Genomic DNA, 25,846 nt, shown 5'->3' on the forward strand with positions numbered 1-25,846 from the left:
CCCGTCACCTTCGCGTTTGCCCTCCGGGGGCCGGGGCAGGGGCGTGCCCGGAGCGGACCCGGTAAGGGGCCCTGAGCAATGGGCCCCGTACGCGACGGGTGTCGCGGGCCGATCCCGCGCCGCTCCACGGTCCGGCCGCGGGGGTGTCGGGCCGTGCTCCCTGCTACCCGTGAGGTGAATGTGTCCAGGCTCCAGGCCGACCACCTGTTCAAGGTGTTCGGCAGACGGCCCGCCGACGAATCCGACGCCGTCCGTGCCCTCGCGGCCGGCGCCGACCGCGAGGAACTGCGCGAGGACGGCGTCACCGCCGCCGTCGTCGACGCCTCGTTCGTGGTCGAGCCGGGCCAGATCTTCGTGGTCATGGGCCTCTCCGGATCCGGGAAGTCGACCCTCCTGCGCATGCTCAACGGCCTGCTCGAACCGACCGCGGGCCGCGTCCTCTTCGACGGCGACGACCTCACCGCGCTCTCCCCCCGCGCGCTGCGCGAGGTGCGTTCCCGCCGCGTCAGCATGGTCTTCCAGCACTTCGCGCTCTTCCCGCACCGCACCGTCCTGGAGAACGCCGGCTACGGCCTGGAGGTCCAGGGCGTCCCGCGCGCCGAGCGCGAGAAGCGCGCCGCCGAGGCCCTCGAACTGTGCGGCCTCGCCGGCTGGGAGAAGTCCTGGCCGGACGAGCTCTCCGGCGGCATGCAGCAGCGCGTGGGCCTGGCCCGGGCGCTCGCCACCGATGCCGACCTGCTCCTCATGGACGAGTCCTTCAGCGCCCTCGACCCGCTGATCCGCCGCGACATGCAGGACCAGCTCCTGGTGCTCCAGAAGCAGCTGAAGAAGACGATCGTCTTCATCACCCACGACCTCAACGAGGCCATGCGCATCGGCGACCGCGTCGCCGTCATGCGCGGCGGCCGGATCGTGCAGCTCGGCACCGCCGAGGACATCCTCGTCCGGCCCGCCGACGACTACGTGGCCTCCTTCATCCAGGACGTCGACCGCTCCCGGGTGCTCACCGCCTCCGCCGTGATGACCGCCGCCGAGGGGCCCGTCGACCCGGACGCCCCGGTCGTCGGCCCCGACACGCTCCTCGCCGACCTGTGCGCGCTCGCCGCCGCGGGCCCGCACCCGGTGACCGTCCGGGACCCCGGCGGCTCCGCCCTCGGAGTCGTACACAAGGAAAAGCTTCTCGCCGTGATGGGCGGGCTGACGCCCGAGGAGGTGACCCTGCGTGCCTAGGCTTCCGCTCGGCTCCTGGGTCGACAGTTCCGTCGACTGGCTCCAGGCGCAGTTCTCCTGGCTGTTCGACGCCGTCAGCTCCGGCATCACCGGTCTGTACGACGGCATCGACGCCGTCCTGTCCGCGCCGCAGCCGCTGCTGCTCGCGGGCATCCTCGCCGTCGCCGCCTGGTGGCTGCGCGGCCTCGCCGCCGGGCTGCTGGCCTTCGCGGGCCTGGTGCTCGTCGACTCCGTCCAGCTGTGGGACGAGGCGATGGCGACGCTCTCGCTCGTCCTCGTCGCCACCCTGGTCACGCTGGTGATCGCCGTGCCGCTCGGCATCTGGGCGGCCCGGTCGAAGACGGTCAGCGCCGTGCTGCGGCCGGTCCTCGACTTCATGCAGACCATGCCGGCGATGGTCTACCTCATCCCCGGCATCATCTTCTTCGGCGTCGGCGTCGTCCCCGGCATCATCGCCACCATCGTCTTCGCGCTGCCGCCCGGCGTCCGCATGACCGAGCTGGGCATCCGCCAGGTCGACGCCGAACTCGTCGAGGCGGCCGAGGCGTTCGGCACCACCCCGCGCGACACCCTGCTGCGCGTGCAGCTGCCGCTCGCCGTCCCGACGATCATGGCGGGCGTCAACCAGGTCATCATGCTGGGCCTGTCCATGGTCGTCATCGCCGGCATGGTCGGCGGCGGCGGACTCGGCGGCGCGGTCTACCGGGCCATCGGCAACGTCGACATCGGCCTCGGCTTCGAGGCGGGCGTCTCCATCGTCGTCCTCGCCATGTACCTCGACCGGATGACGGGCGCCCTGGGCCGCCAGGTCTCCCCGCTGGGCCGCCGCGCCCTCGCCAAGGCCCGCGCCGCCACCGCCCGCCGCCGCACCGCGCAGCTGTGGGCGCACCGCCCGCAGCCCGTCACCGCCCTCGTCGGCATCGTCGTCCTCGCGCTCGTCGCGGGCGGCGCCGGCTTCCTCGGCGGCTCCGGCACCACCTCGACGACCGCGGCGGGACCCGGCGGCGGGCACGGCAAGAAGGTCAGCATCGGCTACATCCCGTGGGACGAGGGCATCGCCTCCACCTACCTGTGGAAGGAGCTCCTGGAGCGCCGCGGCTACGAGGTGGAGACCAAGCAGCTGGAGGCCGGTGCGCTGTACACCGGCCTGGCCGGCGGGCAGATCGACTTCCAGACCGACGCCTGGCTGCCCGTCACCCACGCCCAGTACCTGGAGAAGTACGGGAACAAGCTGGAGGACCTCGGTTCCTGGTACGGCCCGACCTCCCTGGAGCTGTCCGTCCCCTCGTACGTGAAGGACGTGAAGTCCCTCGCCGACCTCAAGGGCAAGGGCGACCGCTTCAAGGGCCGCATCGTCGGCATCGAGCCCAGCGCCGGGATGATGGGCATCCTCAAGGACAAGGTGCTCAAGGAGTACGGCCTGGAGGGCGAGTACGAGGTCGTGGACGGGTCCACGCCCGGCATGCTCGCCGAGCTGAAGCGCGCGTACGAGCGGAAGGAGCCGGTCGTCGTCACCCTCTGGTCGCCGCACTGGGCCTACTCCGCCCACGAGCTGACGAAGCTCGCCGACCCGAAGGGCGTGTGGGGCGAGGGCGACGGCGTCCACACCCTCGCCCGCAAGGGCTTCGGTGCGGACAACCCCGAGGTCAGCGCCTGGCTGAAGGACTTCGAGCTCACCGAGAAGCAGCTCACCGGCCTGGAGGCGGAGATCCAGGAGACCGGCAAGGGCAAGGAGCAGCAGGCCGTCCGCACCTGGCTGGACGCCCAGCCGGGCCTCGCGGAGCGGCTCGCTCCGCAGTGATCCCGGCCCCCACGGGCGCGTGAGGGGACGAAAGGGGGGCGGCTGTCGGCCGCCCCCCTTTCTCGTCTCTTCTCGTCGCCGGCCCCTTCCTTTCCGTAGGCGTCCGGCTCCGCTCCGTACCCGCCCGGTCCCTTTCCGGTCGCCGTCCCGGCCCCTTTCCCGCCGCCTTTCCGCCACGACGCGAAACCCCGGCCCAAAGCTGCGTAAGGTTCAGGTAACCGGCCGGTACGCGACGAGGCAGCCAGCAGAGGGAGGGAGCCGCCATGGACGAGAAGGAAGCACCCCGCGTGGGCGCGGCCGTCAAGAGGCGCCGCCGGGCCCTCCAGCTCACCCTGGCCGTCGTCGCCTCCCGCAGCGGCCTCTCCGTGCCGTTCCTCAGCCAGATCGAGAACGAGCGGGCCCGCCCCAGCCGCCGCTCCCTCGAACTGGTCGCGGAGGCCCTCCAGACCACCGCCGCCGAACTCCTCGCCGTCGCCGAGGCGGCCCGCACCGTCGACGTGGTCCGCGCGGGCGAGGGAACCGAGGAGCTGCCGGCGGGCGTCCGGCGCCTGGTCCGCGGCCGGCAGCAGCTGCACGCCCTGGAGTTCACCGGCGAGCAGGACGCGGGCCGCGAGTTCCAGCACCGCAACGCCGAGCTGCTGTACGTGGCCGACGGCGCCGCCGAGGTCGAGGCCGAGGGCCGCGCCCACCGGCTCGGCCGCGGCGACTCCCTCTACCTCTCCGGCGGCGTCCCGCACCGCTGGCGCGCCACCGAACCCGGCACCCGGCTCGTCGTCGTGGCCGTCGCCGACCACGTCGAGGTCGAGGAGGAGTGACCCGCGTCAGGGGCGCGGTCCCCCGGGTCGTCTCGCTCGTCCCGTCGCTCACCGAGGCGGTCGCCGTCACCGCCCCGGGGCTGCTCGTCGGTGCCACCGACTGGTGCTCCCACCCCGCCGGGCTCGACGTCGCCCGGATCGGCGGCACCAAGAACCCCGACGTGCCCGCCGTCCTCGCCCTCCGCCCCGACCTCGTCCTCGCCAACGAGGAGGAGAACCGCGCTCCCGACCTCGACGCCCTGCGGGCCGGCGGCGCCGAGGTGCTCGTCACCGAGGTCCGCACCCTCGACCAGGGCCTGGCCGCCCTCGGCGACGTCCTCGCCGCCTGCGGCGCGCCCCGCCGGCCGTCCTGGCTGGCGGAGGCGGAGGAGGCGTGGGCCGCCGCGGAGCCGGTGGCGGAGGAGGAGGTGACCGCCGTCGTGCCGATCTGGCGGCGGCCCTGGATGGTCCTCGGCCGGGACACCTTCGCCGGCGACCTCCTCGCCCGCCTCGGCGTCCGCAACCTGTACGCGGACCACCCCGAGCGCTATCCGAAGGTGCCGGCCGGCGAGCTGGCGGCGGCCCGCCCCCGGCTGGTGGTCCTCCCGGACGAGCCGTACCGCTTCACCGCCGACGACGGCCCCGAGGCGTTCCCCGGGGCCGCGGCCGCGCTCGTCGACGGACGGATGCTCACCTGGTACGGGCCGTCGCTCGCGCGGGCTCCGAGGCTGCTCGCGCGGGACCTTCGAGCAGCGCTCCGCTGAGCAGACCGCGCGCGGTGCGGACCCCGGCCACCAGCCAGGCCGCGGCGAGGAGCGCGTAGAGGGCGATCGCCAGCCAGCGGAAGGCGTCCAGGCCGGTGTGGCGGGCGAGCCCCTCGGCGCCGGTGACGCAGGTGCCCACGGGGAAGGTGAAGGCCCACCAGGTCATCGCGAAGCCCATGCCCGCGCGCCGGGCCCGCACCACCATCGCCCCGGCGAGCGCCAGCCACAGCAGCGCGAAGCCCATCACCGGGACGCCGTAGAGGACGGCGAAGGCGGCGAAGCCGTGCGCGTAGGTGTCGGGGACCACCCCGCCCGCGACGTCCGCGAAAGCGTTGGCAGCGGTGGTCGACTGTCCCAGCGGGCCGAGGACCAGGAAGAGCGTGGGGGTCAGTGCGAGGGGCAGCGGCCCGTCGAGGACCAGCCGGCCGAAGACGAGCGGCAGCATCACCAGGGTGGCGAGCAGGCTGATGCCGAACATCGCGTAGCAGGCGATCAGCAGTGTCTCCCGGGCCTGTCCCGCGGGCAGGTGGGGGAGGAGCAGCGGGCCGAGCGCGGCGGAGACCATGGGCGCGACGACCGGCAGCAGCCAGACGGGGGAGGCCTGTTCGATCCGGTGCCGGACCACCATCAGGTACGGCACGGCCACGGCGGCCACCAGCCCCACCGCCGTGCCGGCGGTGAACAGGACCGTGTCGAGGGCGAGGGCGGCGGGCAGCCCGATCCAGTCCCGGCCGAGCGTCAGCGTGCCGCCGCCGACGGCCAGCAGCGCCATCGACAGACAGCCGTAGAAGGGGGCCGTCGCCGGGTCGAGGAGGTGGGCGCGGGCCTGGTCGCCGTGGCGGCGCCAGTGCGCGGCCCGGGCCGTGAGCAGGGTGACCAGCATCGCGAGGGAGAGCGCCCAGACGGCGGTGCAGGCGGTACGGAGACCGGGCACGTCCACCGGGAGCGCGGCGCCCGCCGTGCCGACGACGGAGGTGCCCATGACGGAGGCGTACCAGTTGGGCCCGAGGTGACGGACCGAGCGGGACGCCCGGGCGCCGGGGGTGGTGGCGCCGAGGAGGGAGCGGGTGGGTGCGAGGCTTGCCATGTCCCCACCGTCCCGTCCGCCGCCCGCCCCCACCAGGGATCATGCGGCTATGACGTCATAAGCTGGCTTTATGAGCAGGGAGCGGGACGGTGGTACGGGTACGGGCGGGGGCTCGGGGACGGGCGCGCGTACGGGTGAGGGCTCGGGCACGGGCGGGGGCACGGCCGCGGCCGCGATCCTGGCCGCCTCGGCGGGTACGGGCACGGGCACGGGCACCGCTCTCGGTACGGGCACGGGTGGGGGCGCGGCTTTCGGGCCCGTGGCCGCACACCTCTCGCACCGGGTCCCCGACCTCGGCGCGCTCGAACTGCTCCTCGCCGTCGCCCGGCTCGGCAGCCTCGGCGCGGCCGCCCGCGAGGTCGGCATCACCCAGCCCGCCGCCAGCAGCCGGATCCGTTCCATGGAGCGGCAGCTCGGCGTCGCCCTCGTCGACCGCTCGCCGCGCGGCTCCCGGCTCACCGACGCGGGCGCGCTGGTGACGGACTGGGCGCGGCGGATCGTGGAGGCGGCGGAGTCCTTCGACGCCGGGGTGCAGGCGCTGCGCGGGCGCCGGGACTCGCGGCTGCGGGTCGTCGCGTCCATGACGATCGCCGAGTACCTGCTGCCGGGCTGGCTCATCGCGCTGCGCGCCGAGCGCCCGGACACCGCGGTGTCGCTCCAGGCGGGCAACTCGGCGGTGGTCGCGCAGCGGCTGCTCGCGGGCGAGGCGGACCTCGGCTTCGTCGAGGGCCTGGCCGTGCCGGACGGGCTCGACGGCACCGTCGTCGCCCACGACCGGCTCGCCGTCGTCGTCGCGCCCTCCCACCCGTGGGCCCGCCGCCGGGCCCCCATCACGCCGTCCGAACTGGCCGCGACCCCGCTGGTGCTGCGGGAGCACGGTTCGGGCACCCGGCAGGTCCTCGACGCGGCGCTCGCCGGGCACGGCGGGCTGGCCCGCCCGCTCCTCGAACTGGCCTCGACCACCGCCGTGAAGGCGGCGGCGGTCAGCGGCGCGGGCCCCGCCGTCCTCAGCGAGCTGGCGATCGCCGAGGAGCTGTCCTCCCGGCGCCTGGTCGCGGTCCCGGTCGAGGGGGCGCGGCTCAGCCGCGACCTGCGGGCCGTCTGGCCGACGGGCCACCGCCCCACGGGCCCGGCCCGCGACCTGCTCTCCCTGACCAGGGCCCGCCCGGCGGGCTGAGGCGGGTCCTGCCGCCGCGGGTCCTACAGCTGCGGGGCCCGGTGGGTGACGCGGCCGTCGACGGCGGTCAGGAGCACCGGGACGTCCGGGAGCTCCGCGGCCGGCGTGGTGAGGGGGTCGGCGGCCAGGACCGTCAGGTCGGCGCGGTGCCCCGGGGCGAGCCGGCCGGAGACGTGCTCCTCGCCCGCCGCGTAGGCCGCGCCCGTGGTCAGGCCGCGCAGCGCCTGCAGGGCGGTCAGCGCCTGCCCGGGGCCGTGCGGCGGCTGGGTCAGGTCGCGGGTCGGACGCCGGTGCACGGCGCCGGCCAGCACGCCCAGCGGCGGGAACGGCGCGATCGGCCAGTCCGAGCCGAGCACCACCGTCGCCCCGGAGTCGACCAGGTCCCGGCAGCGCCAGGCGCGCCCGGCGCGCTCCTCGCCGAGCCGCCGCGACCAGTTGTCGGTGTGGTCGGCGCGGGTGAAGTCGCAGCAGTGCGTGGGCTGCATGGAGGCGACCACGCCGAGCTCCGCGAAGCGGCGCAGGGTGTCGTCCGGCACCGTCTCGATGTGCTCGACCCGGTGGCGCACCGCCGGGTCGCCGCCGGTCGCCCGCGCCTTCTCGACCGAGTCGAGGACGTGCCGGACGGCCGCGTCCCCGATGGCGTGGGTCGCCGTCGGCACCCCGGCCCGGTGCAGCGCGCCGATGACCTCGCTGTACGTCCCCGGCTCCGGCCAGAACGCGTGGGTGGACTCGCCGTGGCGGTCGGGCCGCTCCAGCCACGCCGTGCCGTTGTCGATGGTGCCGTCCATGAAGAGCTTCACGCCCGCGACCCGCCACAGCGCGCCGCCCCGGCCCTGGAGCGCGATCAGCTCCCGCACCCCCTCCGCGTCCGTGCCGGGCTGGCACCACGGGGCCACGCGCAGCCGCAGCGGCAGCCGCCCGGCGGCGTCCAGCTCGGCGAAGAGGTCGAGGCTGTCGCCGTTGGCGTCCATCACGTGCCCGCCGGTCAGACCGGCCGCCGCCATGGAGTCCAGCGCCGAGGCGAGCCGCTCCAGCCGTTCCTCGCGGGTCGGCCGCGGGGCGACCCGCTCGACCAGCTCGCAGGCGGCGTCCTCCTGGAGGAGTCCGGTGGGGCGTCCTCCGGCGTCGCAGACGACCTCGGCGGACGCCTGGGCGAAGGTGCGCGGGCCGTCGACCCCGGCGAGTTCGAGGGCGCGGCGGGAGGCGAGCGCGGAGTGCGCGTCGAAGAGCAGCAGGAAGGCGGGCACCCCGTCGAGGACGGCGTCGAAGGGCGCGACGCCGACCGGCTCGTCGCCGAAGACGTTCGGGTCGAGCCCCCAGCCGAACAGCCACGCGCCGCGCTCCAGGCCGCGGACCTCGCGGGCCAGTGCCTCCCGCACGTCCGCGAGGTCGGCGCAGCCGGAGAGGTCCAGGCCGCCGGTCAGCTCGGCGCCGGTCACGGGGTGGACGTGCCCGTCCACGAGACCGGGGGTGACGACGGCGCCCTTCAGGTCGACGACGGTCGTCCCGGCCCCGGCGAGCCCCCGCACCTCCCGCTCGTCGCCGAGCGCGGCGATCCGCCCGTCCCCGCCCACGGCGAGCGCGCTCGCCGCGAGGAAGTCCCCGGTCACGGGATCGAGCAGTCGGGCGGAGTGGAGGACGAGTCGAGCGGACACGGGGGTGCTCCTTGCGGTGGGGTGGTACGGGGGAGGGGGCGGGCCCGGCGGTGGTCGGGCTCAGGGCCCGCCGGTCAGGGGGGCGGCGGGGCCGGGGCGGGTGCCGCCGTCGTCAGACGCGGGCTGGGGCGCAAGCGCGGGTGCGGGTGCCCGGGTCCGGCCCCGGGCACCCGTCGTGGCTGTGGCTGTGGCTGTGGCTGTGGCTCCGGAGCCGGCTCCGGCCGTGACCGTGGCCGCCGTCCGGCCGCCGGGCGCGCCACCCGCCGTCAGGCATCGCCGACCGCCTCCCCGGCGCCCGTGCCCTCCGCGGCCCCCGGCGTCCCCGCGGCCCCCGCCATCTCCGACGCCACCGCCGCCTCGGCGGCCTCCGTGGGGGAGAAGGCGAGCGGCAGGGTGCCCGTCGCGCCGGGGGCGTCGAGGGTGCCGTGGGGGAGGTCGAGGGCGCGTTCCGCCGTGCTGAGGGCGAGGCGGGTGACGGCCGGGGGGCGGTCGGTGCGGTCCGAGTTGGCGTGGGCGCCGAGGCCGTCGAGGACCACCAGGATCTGGATGGCCGCCGACCGCGCGTCGTCCGTGCGGAACTCGCCGCGGGCGACGCCGTCGAGGATCAGGGTCTCCAGCCGGTCGTCGGAGGCCAGCTCCATCCGGGTGACCACGTCCCGCAGGACGGGCCGGTAGCGGCTCAGGTGCCGGGCGTTGATCCAGAGGCGGCTGATGTCGTCGTAGGCCGCGCCGGACGACAGCGCGAAGTACCGGGCGAGGTACTGCGCGGGGGTGCCGTCCGGGCGCTCGGCGGGGAGCAGCGCGTCGAGCTCGCCGAGGGCCGCGACGGCGAACGCCGCGGCGACGAGGTCCTCGGCGGAGGGGAAGTAGTGGCTGATCAGACCGGGCCGGACGGCGAGTTCCTCGGCGACGCGCCGCAGGGTGACGCACTCCAGTCCTTCGGTGAGGGCGACCCGGGCGGCGGTCGCCACGATCTCCGCCCGTCTGGCCTCGGGCGATTTCCGGATTCGCTTGCGCTGGACGCTTGACGACATACCGGGGATGCTATTGAGTGTGCGACCAATAAGCAACCAGGTGGGCATTCACGCACCGGAGGGCCGCATGGCTTCCACGATCCCCGACCCGCGCCCCGGGACAGAGCGCGCGTCGGCACCCCTGCCGGCCGCCGACCGGCCAGGCCGCGTCGAGGCCCACGGCATCGACCACATCCCCGACGCCGAACGCCACGGGCACCCCCGCGAGCTGTTCTCCGTCTGGGCCGCGGCGAACGTGAACTACCTCAGCCTCGTCATCGGCGGCGCACTGGTCCTCATGGGCCTCACCCTGGGACAGGCGGTCGGCGTGATCGTCGTCGGCAACCTCTTCTGGGTCCTCACCGGCGTGCTCGCCACCTCCGGCCCGGCCGCGGGTTCGCCCAGCGAGGTCATCACCCGCACCCTCTACGGCGTCCTCGGCAACCGCGTGAACAACGCCGTCGGCGGCTGGCTCGTCTCCGTCTGCTACTTCGCCCTCAACCTGGCCGCCGCCGCGACCGCCGCCTTCGCGCTCGTCGAGAAGACCGGCCTGCCGGTGAACGACCCGGTCAAGGCCGCGGTCGTCGTGGTCATCGCCGCCCTCACGCTGGCGATCAGCGTCTACGGCCACGCCCTGATCATCAAGCTCTACCTGCCGATCACGCTGATCCTCGGCGGGGCGTTCACCGTCGTCGCCCTCGCCGTCCTGCGGCACGCCGACTTCTCGTACGCCCCCGCCGAGCACCTCTCCGGCGCCTCCCTGTGGGCCGTGCTCCTCGCCGGCACCACGATGATCGCCTCGGGCCCGCTCTCGTACACGACGAGCGCCGACTTCTCCCGCTACCTGCCCCGCAGCAGCTCCCCGCGCGCCATCACGCTGTGGACCGCGCTCGGCGCCTTCGTGCCGAGCGTCGTGGTCTGCTCGCTCGGCGCCTTCGCCGCCACCGCCGTCGACATGACGGACCCCCAGACCGCGCTCCAGGCCATCCTGCCGGGCTGGTTCGTGCCGTTCTTCCTGCTGGCCCTGGTCCTCGGCACCATCGCCATCAACGCCCTGACCGCCTACAGCGCCGGCCTCGCCCTCCAGGCCGTCGGCCTGCGCGTCCGCCGCACGGTCAGCGTCCTCTTCGACGGGACCGTCGCCGTCGCCCTCACCCTCTACGGCCTGCTGGTCTCCAACTTCCTGGACACCGTCAGCAACGCCCTCCAGGTGATCACGGTCCTCACCGGGCCGATGATGTGCCTCTACGCCACGGACATCCTGCTGCGCCGCAACCGCTACGACGTGGCCGCCCTCTCCGACGAGACCCCCGGCAGCCCCTTCTGGTACACCGGCGGCGTCAACCCGGCCGGCGTGACCGCCCTCCTCGGCGGCCTCGCCGCCGGCGCCCTGTGCGTGGACAGCGTCTACACGGGACCGGTCGCCGCCGTCGTCGGCATGGACCTCTCGCTGCCCGTCGGCATGGCCGTCACCACCGGCCTGTACGTGCTCCTCGGCCGCCGCCCGGTCGCGGCCACCCTCCCCGCCGCCGCCTGAGCGCGGCCCCCGAACCGCGGGGCGGCCGGACCGCCCACCCCGGCCGCCCCGTGCCCCGTCCCGCCCCCGCCTCACCCCCGTACGGCCGCCGTCACCAGTCCCCGGACGACCCGGAAGTCCTCGCCCATCTCCGGATGCCACTGCACCCCGAGGGCCCAGGAAGGACCGGCCAGCTCCACCGCCTCCACCGTGCCGTCCTCCGCGTGCGCCGAGGCCACCAGGCCCGCGCCGAGCCGGTCCACGGCCTGGTGGTGGTAGGCCGGCACCTCGGTCGCCTCCGGCGCCAGCGTCCCGTAACGGGTCCCCGGCACCGGCTTCACCGTGTGCCGCCCCATCACCCCGACCTCGCCCATGTGCCCGTCCAGGTGCTGCGTCAGCGTCCCGCCCAGCGCCACGTTGAGCAGCTGCATCCCCCGGCAGACGCCGAGCAGCGGCGTCCCGGAGGCGAGGGCCGCCTCGATCAGCGCCAGCTCCCACGCGTCCCGCTCCCGCGCGGGCGGACCGGTCCGCGGACCGGGCTCGGCGCCGTACCGCACGGGTTCCACGTCGGCCCCGCCCGCCACCACGAGACCGTCCAGCCGGGCCAGCACCGCGGCCGCCGCCGAGGGCGCGTCCGGCGGCAGCATCACGGCCAGCCCGCCGCCCTCCCGCACGTACCGCGGATAGCGCGCGGGCAGCAGCGCCGCCGGCATGTCCCACACCCCCCAGCGGGCCCGGTCGAGATAGGTCGTCACACCGATGAGCGGCTGGGACACGGGGCTGCCTCCTGGCGGTCGCGGGACGTGCGCCGACTCTAGGGCCTGCCGCGGGCCAATGGACCGCGGACATACCTTTTCAGGCCAGGAAGCCGCGCAGCAGCGCCGCCGTCCCCGCGCAGTGCTCCCGCATCACCTCGCGGGCCGCGTCCGCGTCCCCGTCCAGGACCGCCTCCACCAGGGCGGTGTGCTGGTGCTGCGAGTGCTCCAGGTTCCGCACCAGCAGCGGGATGCAGTCCAGCAGGTCGTTGACGGTCGCCCGGACCGCCGCGTACCGGCCCGCCAGGCTGGGGGAGCCGGAGAGTTCGGCCAGCGTCAGGTGGAGCAGGGTGTCCTGGCGGCGGTAGTCGGCCAGCGGCGCGTCCCGGGTGGCCGCCAGCGCCGCCCGCAGCCGCCGCGCCCCCGCGGGCTCCAGGCCGTGCGCGGCGCACAGTCCCGCCGCGCCCACCTCCAGGACCTCCCGGAAGCGCAGCGCGTCCTCCATGTCGACGGCGGCGATCCGGCGGCGCAGCTCCGCCTCGTCGGGGCCCTGGACGCGGGGCAGCACGAACGTGCCGCCGTACCGGCCGCGCCGGCTCTCCACCAGGCCCTGCTCCTGGAGCACCTTCAGGACCTCGCGCAGCGTCACCCGGCTGATCCCCATCCGCTCGGCCAGTTCCCGTTCGGCGGGCAGCCGTTCGCCGCCCGGCACCAGGCCCAGCCGGACCACCTGGAGGACCTGCTCCAGGGCCTCCTCGAAGCCGTTGCCCGCCCGGACCGGACGCAGCACGGACGCCAACCGGTCGACCGGACCCGGCGGTTCACTCGTACGGATCACCTTCACGCCACCCCTTCCCCCGACCCTTCCCAAGCAATGGTCTCCACCCATACCTTATGTCTCCCGGCAGCCGAACGAGGAGAGTCGTCCCGTGGCAGACCGCACGCCCCCGCTCACCGTCGAGGAGCTTCGCTCCCTCGTGGCGGGCGGCGAGATCGACACCGTCGCCCTCGCCTTCCCCGACATGCAGGGCCGCCTCCAGGGCAAGCGCTTCGCCGCCCCCTTCTTCCTCCGCGAGGTCCTCGCCCACGGCACCGAGGGCTGCAACTACCTCCTCGCCGTCGACACCGAGATGAACACCGTCGACGGCTACGCCATGTCCTCCTGGGACCGCGGCTACGGCGACTTCGCCATGCGCCCCGACCTCGCCACCCTCCGCCGCACCCCCTGGAACGAGGCCACCGCCCTGGTCACCGCCGACCTGACCTGGGCCGACGGCAGCCCCGTCACCGCCGCCCCCCGCCAGATCCTGCGCCACCAGCTCGACCGCCTCGCCGCCCACGGCCTCACCGCCCACGTCGGCACCGAGCTGGAGTTCATCGTCTTCCAGGACACCTACGAGCAGGCGTGGGACACCGGCTACCGCGACCTCACCCCCGCCAACCGGTACAACGTCGACTACTCGATCCTCGGCGGCGGCCGCGTCGAACCCCTCCTGCGCCGCATCCGCAACGAGATGGCCGCCGCCGGACTCACCGTCGAGTCCGCCAAGGGCGAGTGCAACCCCGGCCAGCACGAGATCGCCTTCCGCTACGCCGACGCCCTCACCACCTGCGACCAGCACGCCGTCTACAAGACCGGCGCCAAGGAGATCGCCGCACAGGAGGGCCGCTCCCTCACCTTCATGGCCAAGTACGACGCCCGCGAGGGCAACTCCTGCCACGTCCACCTCTCCCTCCAGGACGAGGCCGGCACCAACGTCATGGCCGGGGACGACCCGCACGGCATGTCCGGCCTCATGCGGCACTTCCTCGCCGGACAGCTGGCCGCGATGCGGGACTTCTCCCTCCTCTACGCCCCCAACATCAACTCCTACAAGCGGTTCCAGCCCGGCTCCTTCGCCCCCACCGCCGTCGCCTGGGGCCCCGACAACCGCACCTGCGCGCTGCGGACCGTCGGCCACGGCCCCTCCACCCGCTTCGAGAACCGCCTCCCCGGCGGCGACGTCAACCCCTACCTCGCCGTCGCCGCGATGGTCGCCGCCGGCCTCCACGGCATCGAGCAGGGCCTCGAACTCCCGCCCCCCTGCACCGGGAACGCCTACGCCGCCGACCACGCCCACGTCCCCACCACCCTGCGCGAGGCCGCCGAACTCTGGGAGACCAGCGAGATCGCCGAGGATGCCTTCGGCGCCGAGACCGTCGCCCACTACCGCAACATGGCGCGCGTCGAACTCGCCGCCTTCGACGCGGCGGTCACCGACTGGGAACTGCGCCGCTCCTTCGAACGCCTCTGACGCGCGCACGCCCCTGAGGGGTGAACGCCCCTGAGGGGTGAACGCCTCCGACGCGCGCATGTCTCCGACGCGTGCCCCCCTCCGACGCACGCCGCCGACGAACCCCTCCGACGCACGCCCCGAGAGGACCGAGCCCTTGCCCACCGCACTCCGGGTACTGAACCCGGCGACCGAGGAACTCGTCGCCACCGTCCCCGCCGCCACCGCCGCCGACGTGGACGCCGCCGTCACCCGGGCCGCCGCCGCCCAGCGCGCCTGGGCCGCCGCCGCCCCCGCCGACCGCGCCCGGCTGCTCCGCCGCTTCGCCTCCGCCGTCGACGCCCACACCGAGGAACTCGCCCTCCTGGAGGTCACCCAGGCCGGGCACACCCTCGGCAACGCCCGCTGGGAGGCCGGCAACGTCCGCGACCTCCTCGACTACGCCGCCGGGGGAGCGGAACGCCTGACCGGACGGCAGATCCCGGTGTCCGGCGGCCTCGACGTCACGATCCTCGAACCGCTCGGCGTCGTCGGCGTCATCGCTCCCTGGAACTTCCCCATGCCGATCGCCGCCTGGGCCACCGCCCCCGCCCTGGCCGCCGGCAACGCCGTCCTCCTCAAGCCCGCCGAGACGACCCCGCTCACCGCGCTCCGCCTCGCCGGGATCGCCCTGGAGGCCGGCCTGCCCGAGGGCCTCTTCCAGGTCCTCCCCGGCACCGGCCCCGTCGCGGGCGACGCCCTCGTCACCCACCCCGGCGTCGCCAAGATCGTCTTCACCGGCTCCACCCGGGTCGGCAAGGCGATCATGGCGAAGTGCGCCGACCAGGTGAAGCGGGTCACCCTCGAACTCGGCGGCAAGAGCCCCAACATCGTCTTCGCCGACGCCGACCTCGAAGCCGCCGCCGCGGCCGCCCCGATGTCCTTCCTCGACAACAGCGGCCAGGACTGCTGCGCCCGCACCCGGATCCTCGTCCAGCGGAGCGCCTACGACCGCTTCCTGGAACTGCTCGTGCCCGCCGTCGAGGAGGTCGTCGTCGGCGACCCGCTCGACGAGCGCACCCAGATGGGGCCGCTGATCTCCCGCGCCCAGCTCGACCGGGTCCGCTCCTACGTCCCCGAGGGCGCGGAGGCCGTCGTCGGCAAGGCGCCCGAGGGGCCCGGCTTCTGGTACCCGCCGACCGTCCTCACCGGCGTCGCCGAGGACGCGCCCTGCGCCGTCGAGGAGGTCTTCGGCCCCGTCGCCGTCCTCCTCCCCTTCGAGGACGAGGCCGACGCGATCCGGCTCGCCAACGCCACCGAGTACGGCCTGTCCGGCTCCCTCTGGACCCGGGACGTCGGCCGCGCCCTGCGCGCCTCCCGCGCCGTCCGGGCCGGGAACCTCTCCGTCAACTCCCACTCCAGCGTCCGCTACTGGACCCCCTTCGGGGGCTTCGGCCGGTCCGGCCTCGGCCGCGAACTCGGACCCGACGCCCTCACCGCCTTCACCGAGACCAAGAACGTCTTCATCAGCACGGAAGGCTGACCGCATGACCACCGAAGAGACCGCAGGGACCGTCTGCCGCCGCCTCGTCGGCCGCACCGCCGTCATCACCGGCGCCGGCAGCGGCATCGGACTCGCCACCGCCCACCGCCTCGCCTCCGAAGGAGCGAACGTCGTCTGCGGCGACATCGACGAGGAGGCCGGGAAGGCCGCCGCCGAAGCCGTCGGCGGCACCTTCGCCAAGGTCGACGTCACCGACCCCGAGGAGGTCGAGGCGCTCTTCCGCACCGCCTTCGAGACCTACGGCTCCGTCGACGTCGCCTTCAACAACGCCGGCATCTCCCCGCCCGACGACGACTCCATCCTGGAGACCGGACTGGAGGCGTGGCGGCGCGTCCAGGACGTCAACCTCACCTCCGTCTACCTCTGCTGCAAGGCCGCCCTGCCGTACATGCGGCGCCAGGGCCGGGGCTCCATCATCAACACCGCCTCCTTCGTGGCGATCATGGGCGCGGCGACCAGCCAGATCTCGTACACCGCCTCCAAGGGCGGCGTCCTCGCCATGTCCCGCGAGCTCGGCGTCCAGTTCGCCCGCGAGGGCATCCGCGTCAACGCCCTCTGCCCCGGCCCGGTCGACACCCCGCTCCTGCGGGAGCTCTTCGCCGCGGACCCGGAGCGGGCCGCCCGCAGGCTCGTCCACATCCCCGTCGGCCGCTTCGCCCGCGCCGACGAGATCGCGGCGGCCGTCGCCTTCCTCGCCAGCGACGACTCTTCCTTCGTCAACGCCACCGACTTCCTCGTCGACGGCGGCATCTCCGGCGCCTACGTCACCCCGCTGTAGGGGGACCGGGGAGGCTCAGAGGAAGGTCCGCCCCTCGCCCCGGTAGGTGGGGACCGCGTCCACCACGCGGTCCCCCTCCACCAGGTGCAGCGTCTCGAACCGCTCGCACAGCTCACCGGCCTTCGCGTGCCGGAACCACACCTTGTCGCCGATCCGCAGGTCGTCCGCGGGCGAGCCGAGCAGCGGCGTCTGCACCTCTCCGGGCCCCTCCCGGGGGTCGTAGCGCAGCCCCTCCGGGAGGTACGGGACGGGCAGCCGGTCCCGCCCGGCCGCGCCGGACGCCGGATAGCCGCCGCCGAGCACCGTGACGACCCCGACGCCGGGGCGCCGCACCACCGGCAGCGCGAAGAGCGCCGCGGGGCGCCCGCTGAAGGACGAGTAGTCGTCGAAGAGCCGCGGCACGTACAGCCCCGACCCGGCCGCGACCTCGGTGACCGCCGCCTCCGCGACCGTGTGCTGCACGCTGCCGGTGCCGCCGCCGTTGACGAACTCCAGGTCCGGCGCCACCGCCCGTACGGCTCCGGCCACCGCCGCCCGCCGTTCGGCCAGCTCCCGGCGGGCCACCGCCTGCATCGCCCGTACCGCCCGCGACCGCAGCGGCCGGCCGGCCACCGCGTCCCCGACCCCCGCCACGTGCCCCTCGTACGCCATCAGCCCCACCAGCCGGAACCCCGGCCGCCGGACCACCGACCGGGCCAGCTCCGCCAGCTGCGCGGGAGTCCGCAGCGGTGACCGCAGCGCCCCGATCCGCACCCGGCCGCCCAGCAGGCGCAGCGCCGTGTCCATCTCCAGGCAGACCCGCACCTCCTCGGTGCCGCCGGCCCGCGCCGCGTCGATCAGGTCCAGCTGCGCCACGTCGTCGACCGTCACCGTCACGGCGGCGGCGAGCTTCGGGTCCCGCGCCAGCTCCGCGTAGCCGCCCCGGTCGGCCGACGGATAGGCCAGCAGGACGTCCTCGAACCCGGCCCGCGCCAGCCACAGCGACTCGGCGAGCGTGAAGGACATGACCCCGGCGAAACCGTCCCGGGCCAGCACCCGCTCCAGGAGCGCCCGGCACCGCACCGACTTGCTCGCCACCCGCACCGGCTTCCCGCCGGCCCGCCGCACCAGATCGTCCGCGTTGGCGTCGAACGCCTCCAGGTCGACGATCGCCACGGGAGCGTCGAGGGCGGCGGTGGCCCGGTCGTACCGGGCCCGGTCGGCGGCACGGGGAGTCATGGCCCGAGCTTGCCAGACCGTCAGGGGGGCGGGTACCCCTGGGTTCCCGCACGGCGGGGAACAGCCCGTAGAGTGGCGGGCATTGTCGGCGGGAGCAGGGGGCGGGATGACCAGCGAGCAGAACCCCCGCACGCCCCGGGTCACCGAGACCCTCCCCCCTCCCGAGCCCCCCAGGTCCCCCGAGGACCCGGCCCCCCGGAACCCGCCCAGAAGCGCCCTCTCCACCCTCACCACCTCCCTCACCCCGCCCCCGGCCACCCCTCAGCCGTCCAAGCCCCCGGCCCCCCGCCGGGAGACGGCCCCCGCGCCCCTCCCGAAGACCCCGGCCCCGGCCCGGCCCGCGCCTCCGGCGTCGAAGCCGCAGGCCGCACCTGCCCCGCCGCGCCCGCAGGGCACCCCGGAGGCGACGGCTCCGGCGCCCCCGACTTCGCCGCCCCCGGCCGCCCCGGCGCCGCAGCGCCCCCCGGGCGCCCCGGCCGCGCAGACCCCGGCGGCCCCGCCGCGCCCGCGGACGGCCCCGCCCGCGTCTCCCGCCGCGCAGGCACCCGCCGCCCCGGCTCCGGCCGTCCCGGCCCGGCCTCAGCCGACCTCGGCCCCGCTCCCGGCCCCGGCCCCGCCGCGCCCGCGGACGGCACTGCCCCGGGGCTGGGCGGCGGATGCCGGGCCGGGACGAAAGAAGCCGTCAGGGCCCTCCGGGCCGGCCGTGGAGACGACCGCGCGACTGCGGCCCGTGCGGGTCCCGGCGTACGGGACGGCGGAGGAGACGCCGGTCGAGACGACGACGCGACTGCGGCCGATACGGGAGCGGCGCCGTGGGAGGGCGCTGGCCGTGGGAGCGTGCCTCGTGCTCGGGACCGGACTCGTCGGGGGCGCTCTGGCCGGGATGTGGCTCGCCGCGTCCGGCGGCGGACGGCCCGCCGAACCCGCCGGGTACACCGTCGCCAAGGAGCTCTGGCACAACGCCCCGGTCGACACCCTCCTCCCGCGCACCCTCACCGCCCCCGAGGCCGGGCCCGGTCCCTCCGCCCGCACCTGGACCAGGGTCGTCGTCGCGCCCGACGCGCCCTGCACCACCGCGTCCCTCGCACCCCGGCTGCTCGCCGCCGTGGACCCCCTCGGCTGCGAACGCGTCCTGCGCGCCACCTACACCGACGCCACCGCCACCAGCGTCCTCACGGTCGGGCTCGTCTTCACCCGCGCCGACGTCACCGCGCAGCGCGCCCTCGGCGGCCGCGCACTGGCCGCCCGCCTCGGCCAGGACGTGCCGCCCGCGCTGGCCGGGCCCGGGACCGTCGCCGCCGGGTTCGGCCCCGCCCAGCGCACCGGCTGGTGGGCGACCGCCTCCACCGACCTCCCCGTCGTCGTCACGGCCGTCTCCGGCTTCGCCGACGGCCGGGCCGCCGACCGCGCGGTCCCCGCCGACCAGGCCATGAAGAAGGGCCGCGCCGACGCCGTCGCCCAGTCCGGCCTCGGCCACGAGGCCCTCGGCATCGCCGAGCGCCTGGAGAAGCAGCTCCGCACCACCGCCCGGACCGCGGCGAAGGAGCAGGAAGCCCGATGACCCGCCCCCGTACCCCGGACACGACGGAGGGAACGGCCCCGGCCCGCTTCCGCACCCGCACCCGCTTCCGCCCCCGCCTCCGCGCCGCGGGCACCGCGCCCGCCGCCGTCCTCCTCGCCGCCGCCTTCGCCGTGCTGCCCGCCGCGCCCGCCCACGCCGACGCCATCCGCGACCGCCAGTGGGGCCTCGAAGCCCTCCGCACGGAGGAGGCGTGGCGGACCACCAAGGGCGAGGGCGTCACCGTCGCCGTCCTCGACACCGGCGTGGACGCCGGCCACCCCGACCTCACCGGCTCCGTCCTGCCGGGCAAGGACCTCATCGGCTTCGGCGCCGCCGAGGGCGACCCCGCCTGGGCCCGGCACGGCACGGCGATGGCCGGCATCATCGCCGGGCACGGCCACGGCTGGGCCGACGACAGCGGCGTCCTCGGCATCGCCCCCGGCGCCCGCATCCTGCCCGTGCGGGTCATCCTCGAAGGCAAGGACAAGGCCCGCGACAAGGCCCGCAAGACCCGTGGCACCGCCCTCGCCCAGGGCATCCGCTGGGCCGCCGACCACGGCGCAGACGTCATCAACCTCTCCCTCGGCGACGACTCGAAGTCCGCCCACCCCGACCCCGGCGAGGACGCCGCCGTCCAGTACGCCCTCGGCAAGGGCGTCGCCGTCGTCGCCTCCGCCGGCAACGGCGGCGAGAAGGGCGACCACATCTCCTACCCGGCCGCCTACCCCGGCGTCATCGCCGTCACCGCCGTCGACCGCTACGGCACCCGCGCCTCCTTCTCCACCCGCCGCTGGTACGCCACGGTCAGCGCCCCCGGCGTCGACATCGTCATCGCCGACCCCGACCGCAAGTACTACGAGGGCTGGGGCACGAGCGCCGCCGCCGCCTTCGTCTCCGGCGCCGTCGCCCTCATCCGCTCCGCCCACCCCGACCTGACCCCCGCGCAGATCAAGCGGCTCCTCGTCGACACCGCCCGGGACCGGCCCGAGGGCGGCCGGAGCGACGCCAAGGGGTACGGCACGGTCGACCCGGCCGCGGCCATCGAGGCGGGCGCCGCGCTGAAGGGCGGCGACCCGAAGGACGCCACCGCCGGCTACCGCGGCCAGTACTTCGGCCCCGGCCCCCTCCCCGCCGCCGAGGAGAGCGGTGCGTCCGGGCTGCTCGCCCCCCTCGCCGGCGGCCTCGGCGCGCTCCTGCTGCTGGCCGCCGTGGCCCTGCACCGGGCGGGCCGCGCCCGCTGACGCCCCGGCGGCGGGGACCGGACGCCCGGCCCGTTAGGCTCGGGGCGTGGAGCTCAAGAACATCCCGGACCCCGGTTTCTCCGACGACGACGGCACCGCGGACCCGGCGCTCGCCGCGGCCCTCGCGGCCTGGGCGGAGGACAGAACCGCCCACGGCCCCGTCCTGGAGGCGCTGCGCGGAGCCCGGCTCCTCGTCCCCGTCGTCGCCGTCCTCGGCGAGGTGGAGATCGACCCGGAGACGGGACTGAAGCAGGAGAAGACCAGCGACATGGCGGTGCCGACGCTCACCGCCGGCGACCGCCGCGGGCTGCCCGCCTTCACCTCGACCGCCTCGCTCGCCCGGTGGGACCCGGCCGCCCGGCCCGTCGCCGTCCCGCTCCACCAGGCGCTCGCCGCCCTCGTCCACGAGAAGGCCGACACCCTGGTCCTCGACATGGCCGGACCGGTGCCCTACCAGGTGAGCGGGTCCGCCCTGCTCGCCCTCGCCGAGGGCCGCACCAGCACCGACCCGCTCGACGACCCGGCCGTCCGGGACGCGGTCCGCGCCGCGGTCGCCGCCGAGCCCGCCGTGCTCCGCGCCCACCTGGGCCCCGGCACCGCCGACGGCACCCTCGCCCTGGTCCTCGCCGGGGACGCCGACCCGGCGGACGCCGCCCGGCGGGTGGCCTCCGCGCTGGCCTCCGACGAAACGCTGAGGGCCCGCCTGGTGCGGGGCCTCGACCTGGCGCTCCTGCCGGCCGCGGCCACCCCTCCGGGCGAGCCCTTCTACGTACGGGACTGACCTGCGGGCCCTCCGGCCTCGGGGTCCCGGCTCCCGGGCCCAGCCGTGGACGGCGCCTGTGGCCGTGGTCTTCCGGGGGCGACCCCCGTACCCCCGCGGCCCTCCGGGCCCTTCGCGGTCGGCCGTCAGCCGTGGACGGCGCCCGTGGCCGTGGTCTTCCGGGGGCGACCCCCGTACCCCCGCGGCCCTCCGGGCCCTTCGCGGCCGGCCGTCAGCCGTAGACGGCGCCCGTGTACTTCTCGCCCGGGCCCTTGCCCGGCTCGTCGGGGACGACCGACGCCTCGCGGAAGGCGAGCTGGAGGGACTTCAGGCCGTCCCGCAGGGGGGCGGCGTGGAAGGACGAGATCTCCGTGGTGCTCGCGTCGAGCAGGCCGGCGAGGGCGTGGATCAGCTTGCGCGCCTCGTCGAGGTCCTTGTGGGCGTCGCCCTCCTCGGTGAGGCCGAGCTTGACCGCGGCGGCGCTCATCAGGTTGACGGCGACGGTCACGATGACCTCGACCGCCGGCACCTCGGCGATGTCGCGGGTCATGGCCTCGAAGTCGGGGTTCTCGGAGTCGGTGGGGGACGCGTTCTGGGGGGTCTCGCTCATGCCCCACACGATAAGCGGGCGGACGGTTCGCGCCGACCGCCGGGTCCTGCTAACCTTGTGTAACGACCGGCCGGACACCTGTGTGCCCGGCCCGCAAGTGGAGGCTCCGATCTCCCACCTGACCGCTCTCACGGGCGGCGGGTCACCGGTCAGGCGGCGACCATCGTTCCGTACGGACGATGGAGTCGCCCTGTGCGCCCCGCGGTTGACCGCGACGGTGCTCCGGTTTTCTTTGGAGCCCCGCTTGTGTCCCGTCCGGGGCATTTTTCATGCTCCCGCTCGGTTGGTCTCAGTGATTTGACGTGACGTGTCCGTCCGCCAAGGCGGTCGCGTGGTGCTACCGAGGAGGATCCATCAGCGCCGAGCCCCGCATCAACGAGCGGATTCGCGTTCCTGAGGTGCGTCTTGTCGGCCCCAGCGGCGAGCAGGTGGGCATCGTCCCCCTTGCCAAGGCCCTGGAGCTCGCGCAGGAGTACGACCTCGATCTTGTCGAGGTCGCGGCGAACGCCCGTCCGCCCGTGTGCAAGCTCATGGACTACGGGAAGTTCAAGTACGAGTCGGCCATGAAGGCCCGTGAGGCGCGCAAGAACCAGGCGCACACGGTCATCAAGGAGATGAAGCTCCGGCCGAAGATCGACCCGCACGACTACGACACCAAGAAGGGCCACGTCGTCCGCTTCCTGAAGCAGGGCGACAAGGTCAAGATCACGATCATGTTCCGTGGTCGTGAGCAGTCCCGGCCCGAGCTCGGTTACCGCCTTCTTCAGCGCCTCGCCGAGGACGTCCAGGACCTGGGCTTCATCGAGTCGAACCCGAAGCAGGACGGCCGGAACATGATCATGGTTCTGGGTCCGCACAAGAAGAAGACCGAGGCCATGGCCGAGGCGCGCGAGGCTCAGGCCGCGCGCAAGGCGGAGCGCCAGGGCCTCGCGCCCGAGGCGGCCGCCGAGGCCGGTGCCGAGGAGGCTTCGGCCGACACGTCGGCCGAGAACGCCGAGGCGTGATCCGACGGGGCCGCCCCAGCGGCGGCCCCCGGGTTCCGCCCGGCACCACCACACGAAGAATTGACGTTCCCGGTTGTCCGGTGCCAGCACCGGGGGAGCGCCACTGACGAGGAGATAACGGCGCTATGCCGAAGAACAAGACGCACTCCGGTGCCAAGAAGCGCTTCAAGGTCACCGGCTCCGGCAAGATCCTGCGCGAGCGCGCCGGCAAGCGCCACCTGCTCGAGCACAAGTCGTCCAAGCTGACGCGTCGCCTCACCGGCAACGCCGAGATGGCCCCGGGTGACGCCGCCAAGATCAAGAAGATGCTGGGCATCTGAGCTTGATCTCCCGCCCTCGGTCCCCGAGGGCATCCGGCCAAGACCGGGACCCATCCGTTTTCCGGGTCGTGTGAACACACCACGGCCCCGCTACAAGGAGTAAGAAGTGGCACGCGTCAAGCGGGCAGTCAACGCCCACAAGAAGCGCCGGGCGATCCTCGAGCAGGCCTCCGGCTACCGCGGTCAGCGTTCGCGCCTGTACCGCAAGGCCAAGGAGCAGGTCACCCACTCGCTGGTCTACAACTACAACGACCGGAAGAAGCGCAAGGGCGACTTCCGTCAGCTGTGGATCCAGCGCATCAACGCCGCTGCCCGCCAGAACGGCATGACGTACAACCGCCTCATCCAGGGTCTGAAGGCCGCCAACATCGAGGTGGACCGCAAGATCCTCGCCGAGCTGGCCGTCAACGACATCAACGCGTTCGCCGCGCTGGTCGAGGTCGCGCAGAAGGCCCTCCCGGCCGACGTCAACGCCCCGAAGGCCGCCGCCTGATCTTCCAGGCCGCAGTGCTTCAGCCCGGACCCGCAGGCCCCGCGCCTGCGGGTCCGGCGCGTTGACCGCCCCGTACGGAAACCCGACGAGACAGAGAGCCCCAGGCACATGTCCACCCCCGAGCCGATCTCCCCGCGTTCCCCGCGCGTCGCCGCCGCCCGGCGGCTCGCCAAGCGCAACTTCCGGGGCAAGGACCGCCTCTTCCTCGCCGAGGGCCCCCAGGCCGTCCGCGAGGCCGTCGCGCACCGGGGCCCGGACGGTGCCCCCACCCTCGTCGAGCTCTTCACCACCGTCGATGCCGCCGAGCGCTACGCGCCCATCGTCGAGGCCGCCCGCGCCGCCGGCGCCCGCGTCCACCACGCCTCCGACGCCGTTCTCGCCGAGGTCTCCCAGACCGTCACCCCGCAGGGCCTCGTCGGCGTCTGCCGCTTCCTCGACTCGCCCTTCGAGGAGATCCTCGCCGCGAAGCCCAAGCTGGTCGCCGTCCTCGCGCACGTCCGCGACCCCGGGAACGCCGGCACCGTGCTCCGCTGTGCCGACGCCGCCGGAGCCGACGCGGTGATCCTCACCGACGCCTCCGTCGACCTGTACAACCCCAAGTCGGTCCGGGCCTCCGTCGGCTCGCTCTTCCACCTCCCCGTCGCCGTGGGCGTCCCCGTCGAGCAGGCCGTCGCCGGCCTCAAGGACGCCGGCGTCCGCATCCTCGCCGCCGACGGCGCGGGCCTGGACGACCTCGACGACGAACTCGACGCCGGCACCATGGGCGGCCCCACCGCCTGGATCTTCGGCAACGAGGCCTGGGGCCTCCCCGAGGAGACCCGCGCCCTCGCCGACGCCGTCGTCCGCGTCCCCATCCACGGCAAGGCCGAGAGCCTCAATCTCGCCACCGCCGCGGCCGTCTGCCTGTACGCCTCCGCCCGCGCCCAGCGCCCCCGCCGCTCGGTCTGACCACCCCCCGCCCCCGTACCCGACCGTCGTGATCCGGCCACCCCGTGTGGCCTTCCGACTCCCGTTGGTCACCCTCGCCCAGTAGAGTGACGCACTCGGGAACCCACTGCGGTACACGGAGGGGTGGGAGACGGGGATATGACGGCCGGCACGGACAGTCCCGCGCGGACCGCACAGCCACGCGGGGCCGAGGCGCCCGCACCCGAGCCGTGGCCCGGGATCGACCCCGACGACCTGCCCGACGGGCTCGTCGTCGCCGACGAGCGGGGTCTCGTCGTCTGCTTCAACGCCGCCGCCAGCCGCCTCACCGCCGTCCCCGTCGCCGAGGCCCTCGGCCGCCCGCTCGACCGGGCCCTGCCGCTGGAGGACCTCAAGGGCCACCGCTGGTGGGCCCTCACCGACCCCTACGGCGGCCTCGCCACCCGGCGCGGCCAGCCCGAACGGAACCTGCTGCTGCCCGGCGGCCGCGAGGTCCTCGTCTCCGCCCGGTACGTCCGCGAGCACCCCACCGGACCCGTCCGCCGGGTCGTCGTCTCGCTCCGCGGCACCGAGGCCCGCCGCCGCACCGAGCGCAGCCACGCCGAACTGATCGCCACCGTCGCCCACGAACTCCGCTCCCCGCTCACCTCCGTCAAGGGCTTCACCGCCACCCTCCTCAGCAAGTGGGAGCGGTTCACCGACGAGCAGAAGCGGCTCATGCTGGAGACCGTCGACGCCGACGCCGGCCGGATCAAACGGCTCATCGCCGAACTCCTCGACATCTCCCGGATCGACTCCGGCCGCCTGGAGGTCCGCCGCCAGCCCGTCGACATCGCCGCCGCCATCGGCCGCCACATCCAGGTGCACACCACCGCCGGCCAGCCGCCCGACCGCTTCTTCGTCCGCACCCGTCCCGGACTCCCCGCGCTCTGGGCCGACCCCGACAAGATCGACCAGATCCTCGGCAACCTCCTGGAAAACGCGGTGCGCCACGGCGCCGGAACCGTCACCATCGAGGTGGCGCCCCGCACCGCGGGCGACGACGGCACCGGCGAGGAGGGGACGGAGGTCACCGTGCGCGACGAAGGACCGGGCATCCCCGAGGAGTCCATGAACCGCGTCTTCACCCGCTTCTGGCGCGGCAGCAAGCGCGGCGGCACCGGCCTCGGCCTCTACATCGTCAAGGGCCTCGTCGAGGCCCACGGCGGCACCATCACCGTCGGCCCCGGCCCGCGCGGCGGCGCCGAATTCCGATTTATCCTGCCCGTCGGAGCCCCGGCCCACCTCGTCTGAGGTCTCTCACCCACCGAGACCCCACGGGATCCA

Annotated in this window: 24 protein-coding genes; 17 read left to right on the forward strand and 7 right to left on the reverse strand. The window is 74.9% G+C overall.

The genetic code is table 11. The features are described 5' to 3' along the window. Positions 1 to 180 precede the first annotated feature (180 nt). The 4 genes from IE326_RS31405 to IE326_RS31420 all read left to right on the forward strand — a co-directional run bounded on the left by IE326_RS31405 (position 181) and on the right by IE326_RS31420 (position 4,589). Complete coding sequence (locus IE326_RS31405; protein WP_229915743.1) at positions 181 to 1,230, forward strand: quaternary amine ABC transporter ATP-binding protein; 1,050 nt, start codon at positions 181 to 183, stop codon at positions 1,228 to 1,230. Beyond that, positions 1,223 to 3,031 (forward strand): ABC transporter permease/substrate binding protein, encoded by a 1,809-nt coding sequence (locus IE326_RS31410; protein ID WP_190043949.1) that lies wholly within the window; start codon positions 1,223 to 1,225, stop codon positions 3,029 to 3,031. The genes IE326_RS31405 and IE326_RS31410 overlap by 8 nt, the downstream gene beginning before the upstream one ends. A 263-nt stretch (positions 3,032 to 3,294) precedes the next feature. Beyond that, positions 3,295 to 3,846 (forward strand): helix-turn-helix domain-containing protein, encoded by a 552-nt coding sequence (locus IE326_RS31415; RefSeq protein ID WP_190043950.1) that lies wholly within the window; start codon positions 3,295 to 3,297, stop codon positions 3,844 to 3,846. After that, complete coding sequence (locus IE326_RS31420) at positions 3,843 to 4,589, forward strand: helical backbone metal receptor (protein WP_190043951.1); 747 nt, start codon at positions 3,843 to 3,845, stop codon at positions 4,587 to 4,589. Before IE326_RS31415 ends, IE326_RS31420 begins: the two co-directional genes overlap by 4 nt. Here the strand turns inward: IE326_RS31420 and IE326_RS31425 are convergent. Beyond that, positions 4,516 to 5,676 carry a TDT family transporter gene (locus IE326_RS31425; RefSeq protein ID WP_150227349.1) on the reverse strand — a complete coding sequence of 387 codons (1,161 nt, stop codon included), beginning with the start codon at positions 5,674 to 5,676 and terminating at the stop codon, positions 4,516 to 4,518. The genes IE326_RS31420 and IE326_RS31425 overlap by 74 nt on opposite strands. Positions 5,677 to 5,746: 70 nt before the next feature. On the opposite strand from IE326_RS31425, the gene IE326_RS31430 reads away from it, so the two are divergent. Further along, positions 5,747 to 6,853 (forward strand): LysR family transcriptional regulator, encoded by a 1,107-nt coding sequence (locus tag IE326_RS31430; protein WP_229915744.1) that lies wholly within the window; start codon positions 5,747 to 5,749, stop codon positions 6,851 to 6,853. Positions 6,854 to 6,876: 23 nt separating this feature from the next. Here the strand turns inward: IE326_RS31430 and IE326_RS31435 are convergent, their stop codons facing one another. Together IE326_RS31435 and IE326_RS31440 are read right to left on the reverse strand one after the other, a co-directional pair. Further along, a complete protein-coding gene (locus IE326_RS31435) occupies positions 6,877 to 8,508 on the reverse strand; it encodes an amidohydrolase (RefSeq protein WP_150227348.1) in 1,632 nt (543 codons plus the stop codon). A 266-nt stretch (positions 8,509 to 8,774) separates the two neighbouring features. Then, positions 8,775 to 9,542 carry a TetR/AcrR family transcriptional regulator gene (locus IE326_RS31440; protein ID WP_150227347.1) on the reverse strand — a complete coding sequence of 256 codons (768 nt, stop codon included), beginning with the start codon at positions 9,540 to 9,542 and terminating at the stop codon, positions 8,775 to 8,777. A 67-nt stretch (positions 9,543 to 9,609) separates the two neighbouring features. On the opposite strand from IE326_RS31440, the gene IE326_RS31445 reads away from it, so the two are divergent. Further along, positions 9,610 to 11,058: a purine-cytosine permease family protein gene (locus IE326_RS31445; protein ID WP_190043952.1), complete on the forward strand. Its 1,449-nt coding sequence runs from the start codon at positions 9,610 to 9,612 to the stop codon at positions 11,056 to 11,058. 71 nt (positions 11,059 to 11,129) lie between these two features. Here IE326_RS31445 and IE326_RS31450 read toward each other — a convergent pair whose 3' ends face one another. Together IE326_RS31450 and IE326_RS31455 are read right to left on the reverse strand one after the other, a co-directional pair. Then, a complete protein-coding gene (locus IE326_RS31450) occupies positions 11,130 to 11,813 on the reverse strand; it encodes a gamma-glutamyl-gamma-aminobutyrate hydrolase family protein (protein WP_150227345.1) in 684 nt (227 codons plus the stop codon). Between the two features lie 79 nt (positions 11,814 to 11,892). Further along, positions 11,893 to 12,630 (reverse strand): FadR/GntR family transcriptional regulator, encoded by a 738-nt coding sequence (locus tag IE326_RS31455; RefSeq protein WP_373310329.1) that lies wholly within the window; start codon positions 12,628 to 12,630, stop codon positions 11,893 to 11,895. Positions 12,631 to 12,721: 91 nt separating this feature from the next. Between IE326_RS31455 and IE326_RS31460 the strand changes: the two genes are divergently transcribed. From IE326_RS31460 to IE326_RS31470, 3 genes are all read left to right on the forward strand, one after another. Beyond that, on the forward strand, positions 12,722 to 14,086 hold the full coding sequence (locus IE326_RS31460) for a glutamine synthetase family protein (RefSeq protein WP_150227344.1): 1,365 nt from the start codon (positions 12,722 to 12,724) through the stop codon (positions 14,084 to 14,086). A gap of 136 nt (positions 14,087 to 14,222) precedes the next feature. Beyond that, positions 14,223 to 15,587, forward strand: a complete 1,365-nt coding sequence (locus IE326_RS31465; protein ID WP_150227343.1) for an aldehyde dehydrogenase family protein — start codon at positions 14,223 to 14,225, stop codon at positions 15,585 to 15,587. 4 nt (positions 15,588 to 15,591) lie between these two features. Further along, complete coding sequence (locus IE326_RS31470) at positions 15,592 to 16,386, forward strand: 3-oxoacyl-ACP reductase (protein ID WP_190043953.1); 795 nt, start codon at positions 15,592 to 15,594, stop codon at positions 16,384 to 16,386. A 15-nt stretch (positions 16,387 to 16,401) separates the two neighbouring features. Here IE326_RS31470 and IE326_RS31475 read toward each other — a convergent pair whose 3' ends face one another. After that, positions 16,402 to 17,604: an alanine racemase gene (locus tag IE326_RS31475; RefSeq protein WP_150227341.1), complete on the reverse strand. Its 1,203-nt coding sequence runs from the start codon at positions 17,602 to 17,604 to the stop codon at positions 16,402 to 16,404. A 703-nt stretch (positions 17,605 to 18,307) separates the two neighbouring features. Here IE326_RS31475 and IE326_RS31480 point away from each other — a divergent pair. The 3 genes from IE326_RS31480 to IE326_RS31490 are packed head-to-tail and all read left to right on the forward strand — an operon-like array spanning position 18,308 to position 21,187. Further along, entirely contained in the window at positions 18,308 to 19,165 is an 858-nt protein-coding gene (locus IE326_RS31480) for a hypothetical protein (RefSeq protein ID WP_229915745.1), read from the forward strand. Continuing rightward, complete coding sequence (gene mycP / locus IE326_RS31485; protein WP_190043954.1) at positions 19,162 to 20,406, forward strand: type VII secretion-associated serine protease mycosin; 1,245 nt, start codon at positions 19,162 to 19,164, stop codon at positions 20,404 to 20,406. Before IE326_RS31480 ends, mycP begins: the two co-directional genes overlap by 4 nt. 46 nt (positions 20,407 to 20,452) lie before the next feature. After that, positions 20,453 to 21,187, forward strand: coding sequence for an SseB family protein (locus IE326_RS31490; RefSeq protein ID WP_190043955.1), 735 nt, complete (start codon positions 20,453 to 20,455; stop codon positions 21,185 to 21,187). Positions 21,188 to 21,398: 211 nt separating this feature from the next. Here the strand turns inward: IE326_RS31490 and IE326_RS31495 are convergent, their stop codons facing one another. Then, positions 21,399 to 21,776, reverse strand: coding sequence for a DUF1844 domain-containing protein (locus IE326_RS31495; RefSeq protein WP_150227338.1), 378 nt, complete (start codon positions 21,774 to 21,776; stop codon positions 21,399 to 21,401). A 302-nt stretch (positions 21,777 to 22,078) separates the two neighbouring features. Between IE326_RS31495 and infC the strand changes: the two genes are divergently transcribed. The 5 genes from infC to IE326_RS31520 all read left to right on the forward strand — a co-directional run bounded on the left by infC (position 22,079) and on the right by IE326_RS31520 (position 25,813). Next, positions 22,079 to 22,780, forward strand: a complete 702-nt coding sequence (gene infC / locus IE326_RS31500; RefSeq protein WP_150227337.1) for a translation initiation factor IF-3 — start codon at positions 22,079 to 22,081, stop codon at positions 22,778 to 22,780. A gap of 125 nt (positions 22,781 to 22,905) precedes the next feature. Then, positions 22,906 to 23,100, forward strand: a complete 195-nt coding sequence (rpmI, locus tag IE326_RS31505) for a 50S ribosomal protein L35 (protein ID WP_015032399.1) — start codon at positions 22,906 to 22,908, stop codon at positions 23,098 to 23,100. A 106-nt stretch (positions 23,101 to 23,206) separates the two neighbouring features. Continuing rightward, positions 23,207 to 23,593, forward strand: a complete 387-nt coding sequence (gene rplT, locus IE326_RS31510; RefSeq protein WP_030493496.1) for a 50S ribosomal protein L20 — start codon at positions 23,207 to 23,209, stop codon at positions 23,591 to 23,593. Positions 23,594 to 23,701: 108 nt separating this feature from the next. Continuing rightward, complete coding sequence (locus IE326_RS31515) at positions 23,702 to 24,541, forward strand: TrmH family RNA methyltransferase (protein WP_190043956.1); 840 nt, start codon at positions 23,702 to 23,704, stop codon at positions 24,539 to 24,541. 138 nt (positions 24,542 to 24,679) lie between these two features. Then, positions 24,680 to 25,813: a sensor histidine kinase gene (locus IE326_RS31520; protein ID WP_190043957.1), complete on the forward strand. Its 1,134-nt coding sequence runs from the start codon at positions 24,680 to 24,682 to the stop codon at positions 25,811 to 25,813. The last annotated feature ends 33 nt before the right edge of the window (positions 25,814 to 25,846 follow it).

The organism is Streptomyces filamentosus (assembly GCF_014654895.1).
GTDB lineage: Bacteria > Actinomycetota > Actinomycetes > Streptomycetales > Streptomycetaceae > Streptomyces > Streptomyces filamentosus.

Coding starts and splice junctions, on each gene's coding strand:
- IE326_RS31415 (WP_190043950.1), top strand. CDS start 3,295: ATGGACGAGAAGGAAGCACCCCGCGTGGGCGCGGCCGTCAAGAGGCGC.
- IE326_RS31425 (WP_150227349.1), bottom strand. CDS start 5,676: ATGGCAAGCCTCGCACCCACCCGCTCCCTCCTCGGCGCCACCACCCCC.
- IE326_RS31430 (WP_229915744.1), top strand. CDS start 5,747: ATGAGCAGGGAGCGGGACGGTGGTACGGGTACGGGCGGGGGCTCGGGG.
- IE326_RS31440 (WP_150227347.1), bottom strand. CDS start 9,542: ATGTCGTCAAGCGTCCAGCGCAAGCGAATCCGGAAATCGCCCGAGGCC.
- IE326_RS31445 (WP_190043952.1), top strand. CDS start 9,610: ATGGCTTCCACGATCCCCGACCCGCGCCCCGGGACAGAGCGCGCGTCG.
- IE326_RS31470 (WP_190043953.1), top strand. CDS start 15,592: ATGACCACCGAAGAGACCGCAGGGACCGTCTGCCGCCGCCTCGTCGGC.
- IE326_RS31475 (WP_150227341.1), bottom strand. CDS start 17,604: ATGACTCCCCGTGCCGCCGACCGGGCCCGGTACGACCGGGCCACCGCC.
- mycP (WP_190043954.1), top strand. CDS start 19,162: ATGACCCGCCCCCGTACCCCGGACACGACGGAGGGAACGGCCCCGGCC.
- IE326_RS31495 (WP_150227338.1), bottom strand. CDS start 21,776: ATGAGCGAGACCCCCCAGAACGCGTCCCCCACCGACTCCGAGAACCCC.
- rpmI (WP_015032399.1), top strand. CDS start 22,906: ATGCCGAAGAACAAGACGCACTCCGGTGCCAAGAAGCGCTTCAAGGTC.
- IE326_RS31515 (WP_190043956.1), top strand. CDS start 23,702: ATGTCCACCCCCGAGCCGATCTCCCCGCGTTCCCCGCGCGTCGCCGCC.
- IE326_RS31520 (WP_190043957.1), top strand. CDS start 24,680: ATGACGGCCGGCACGGACAGTCCCGCGCGGACCGCACAGCCACGCGGG.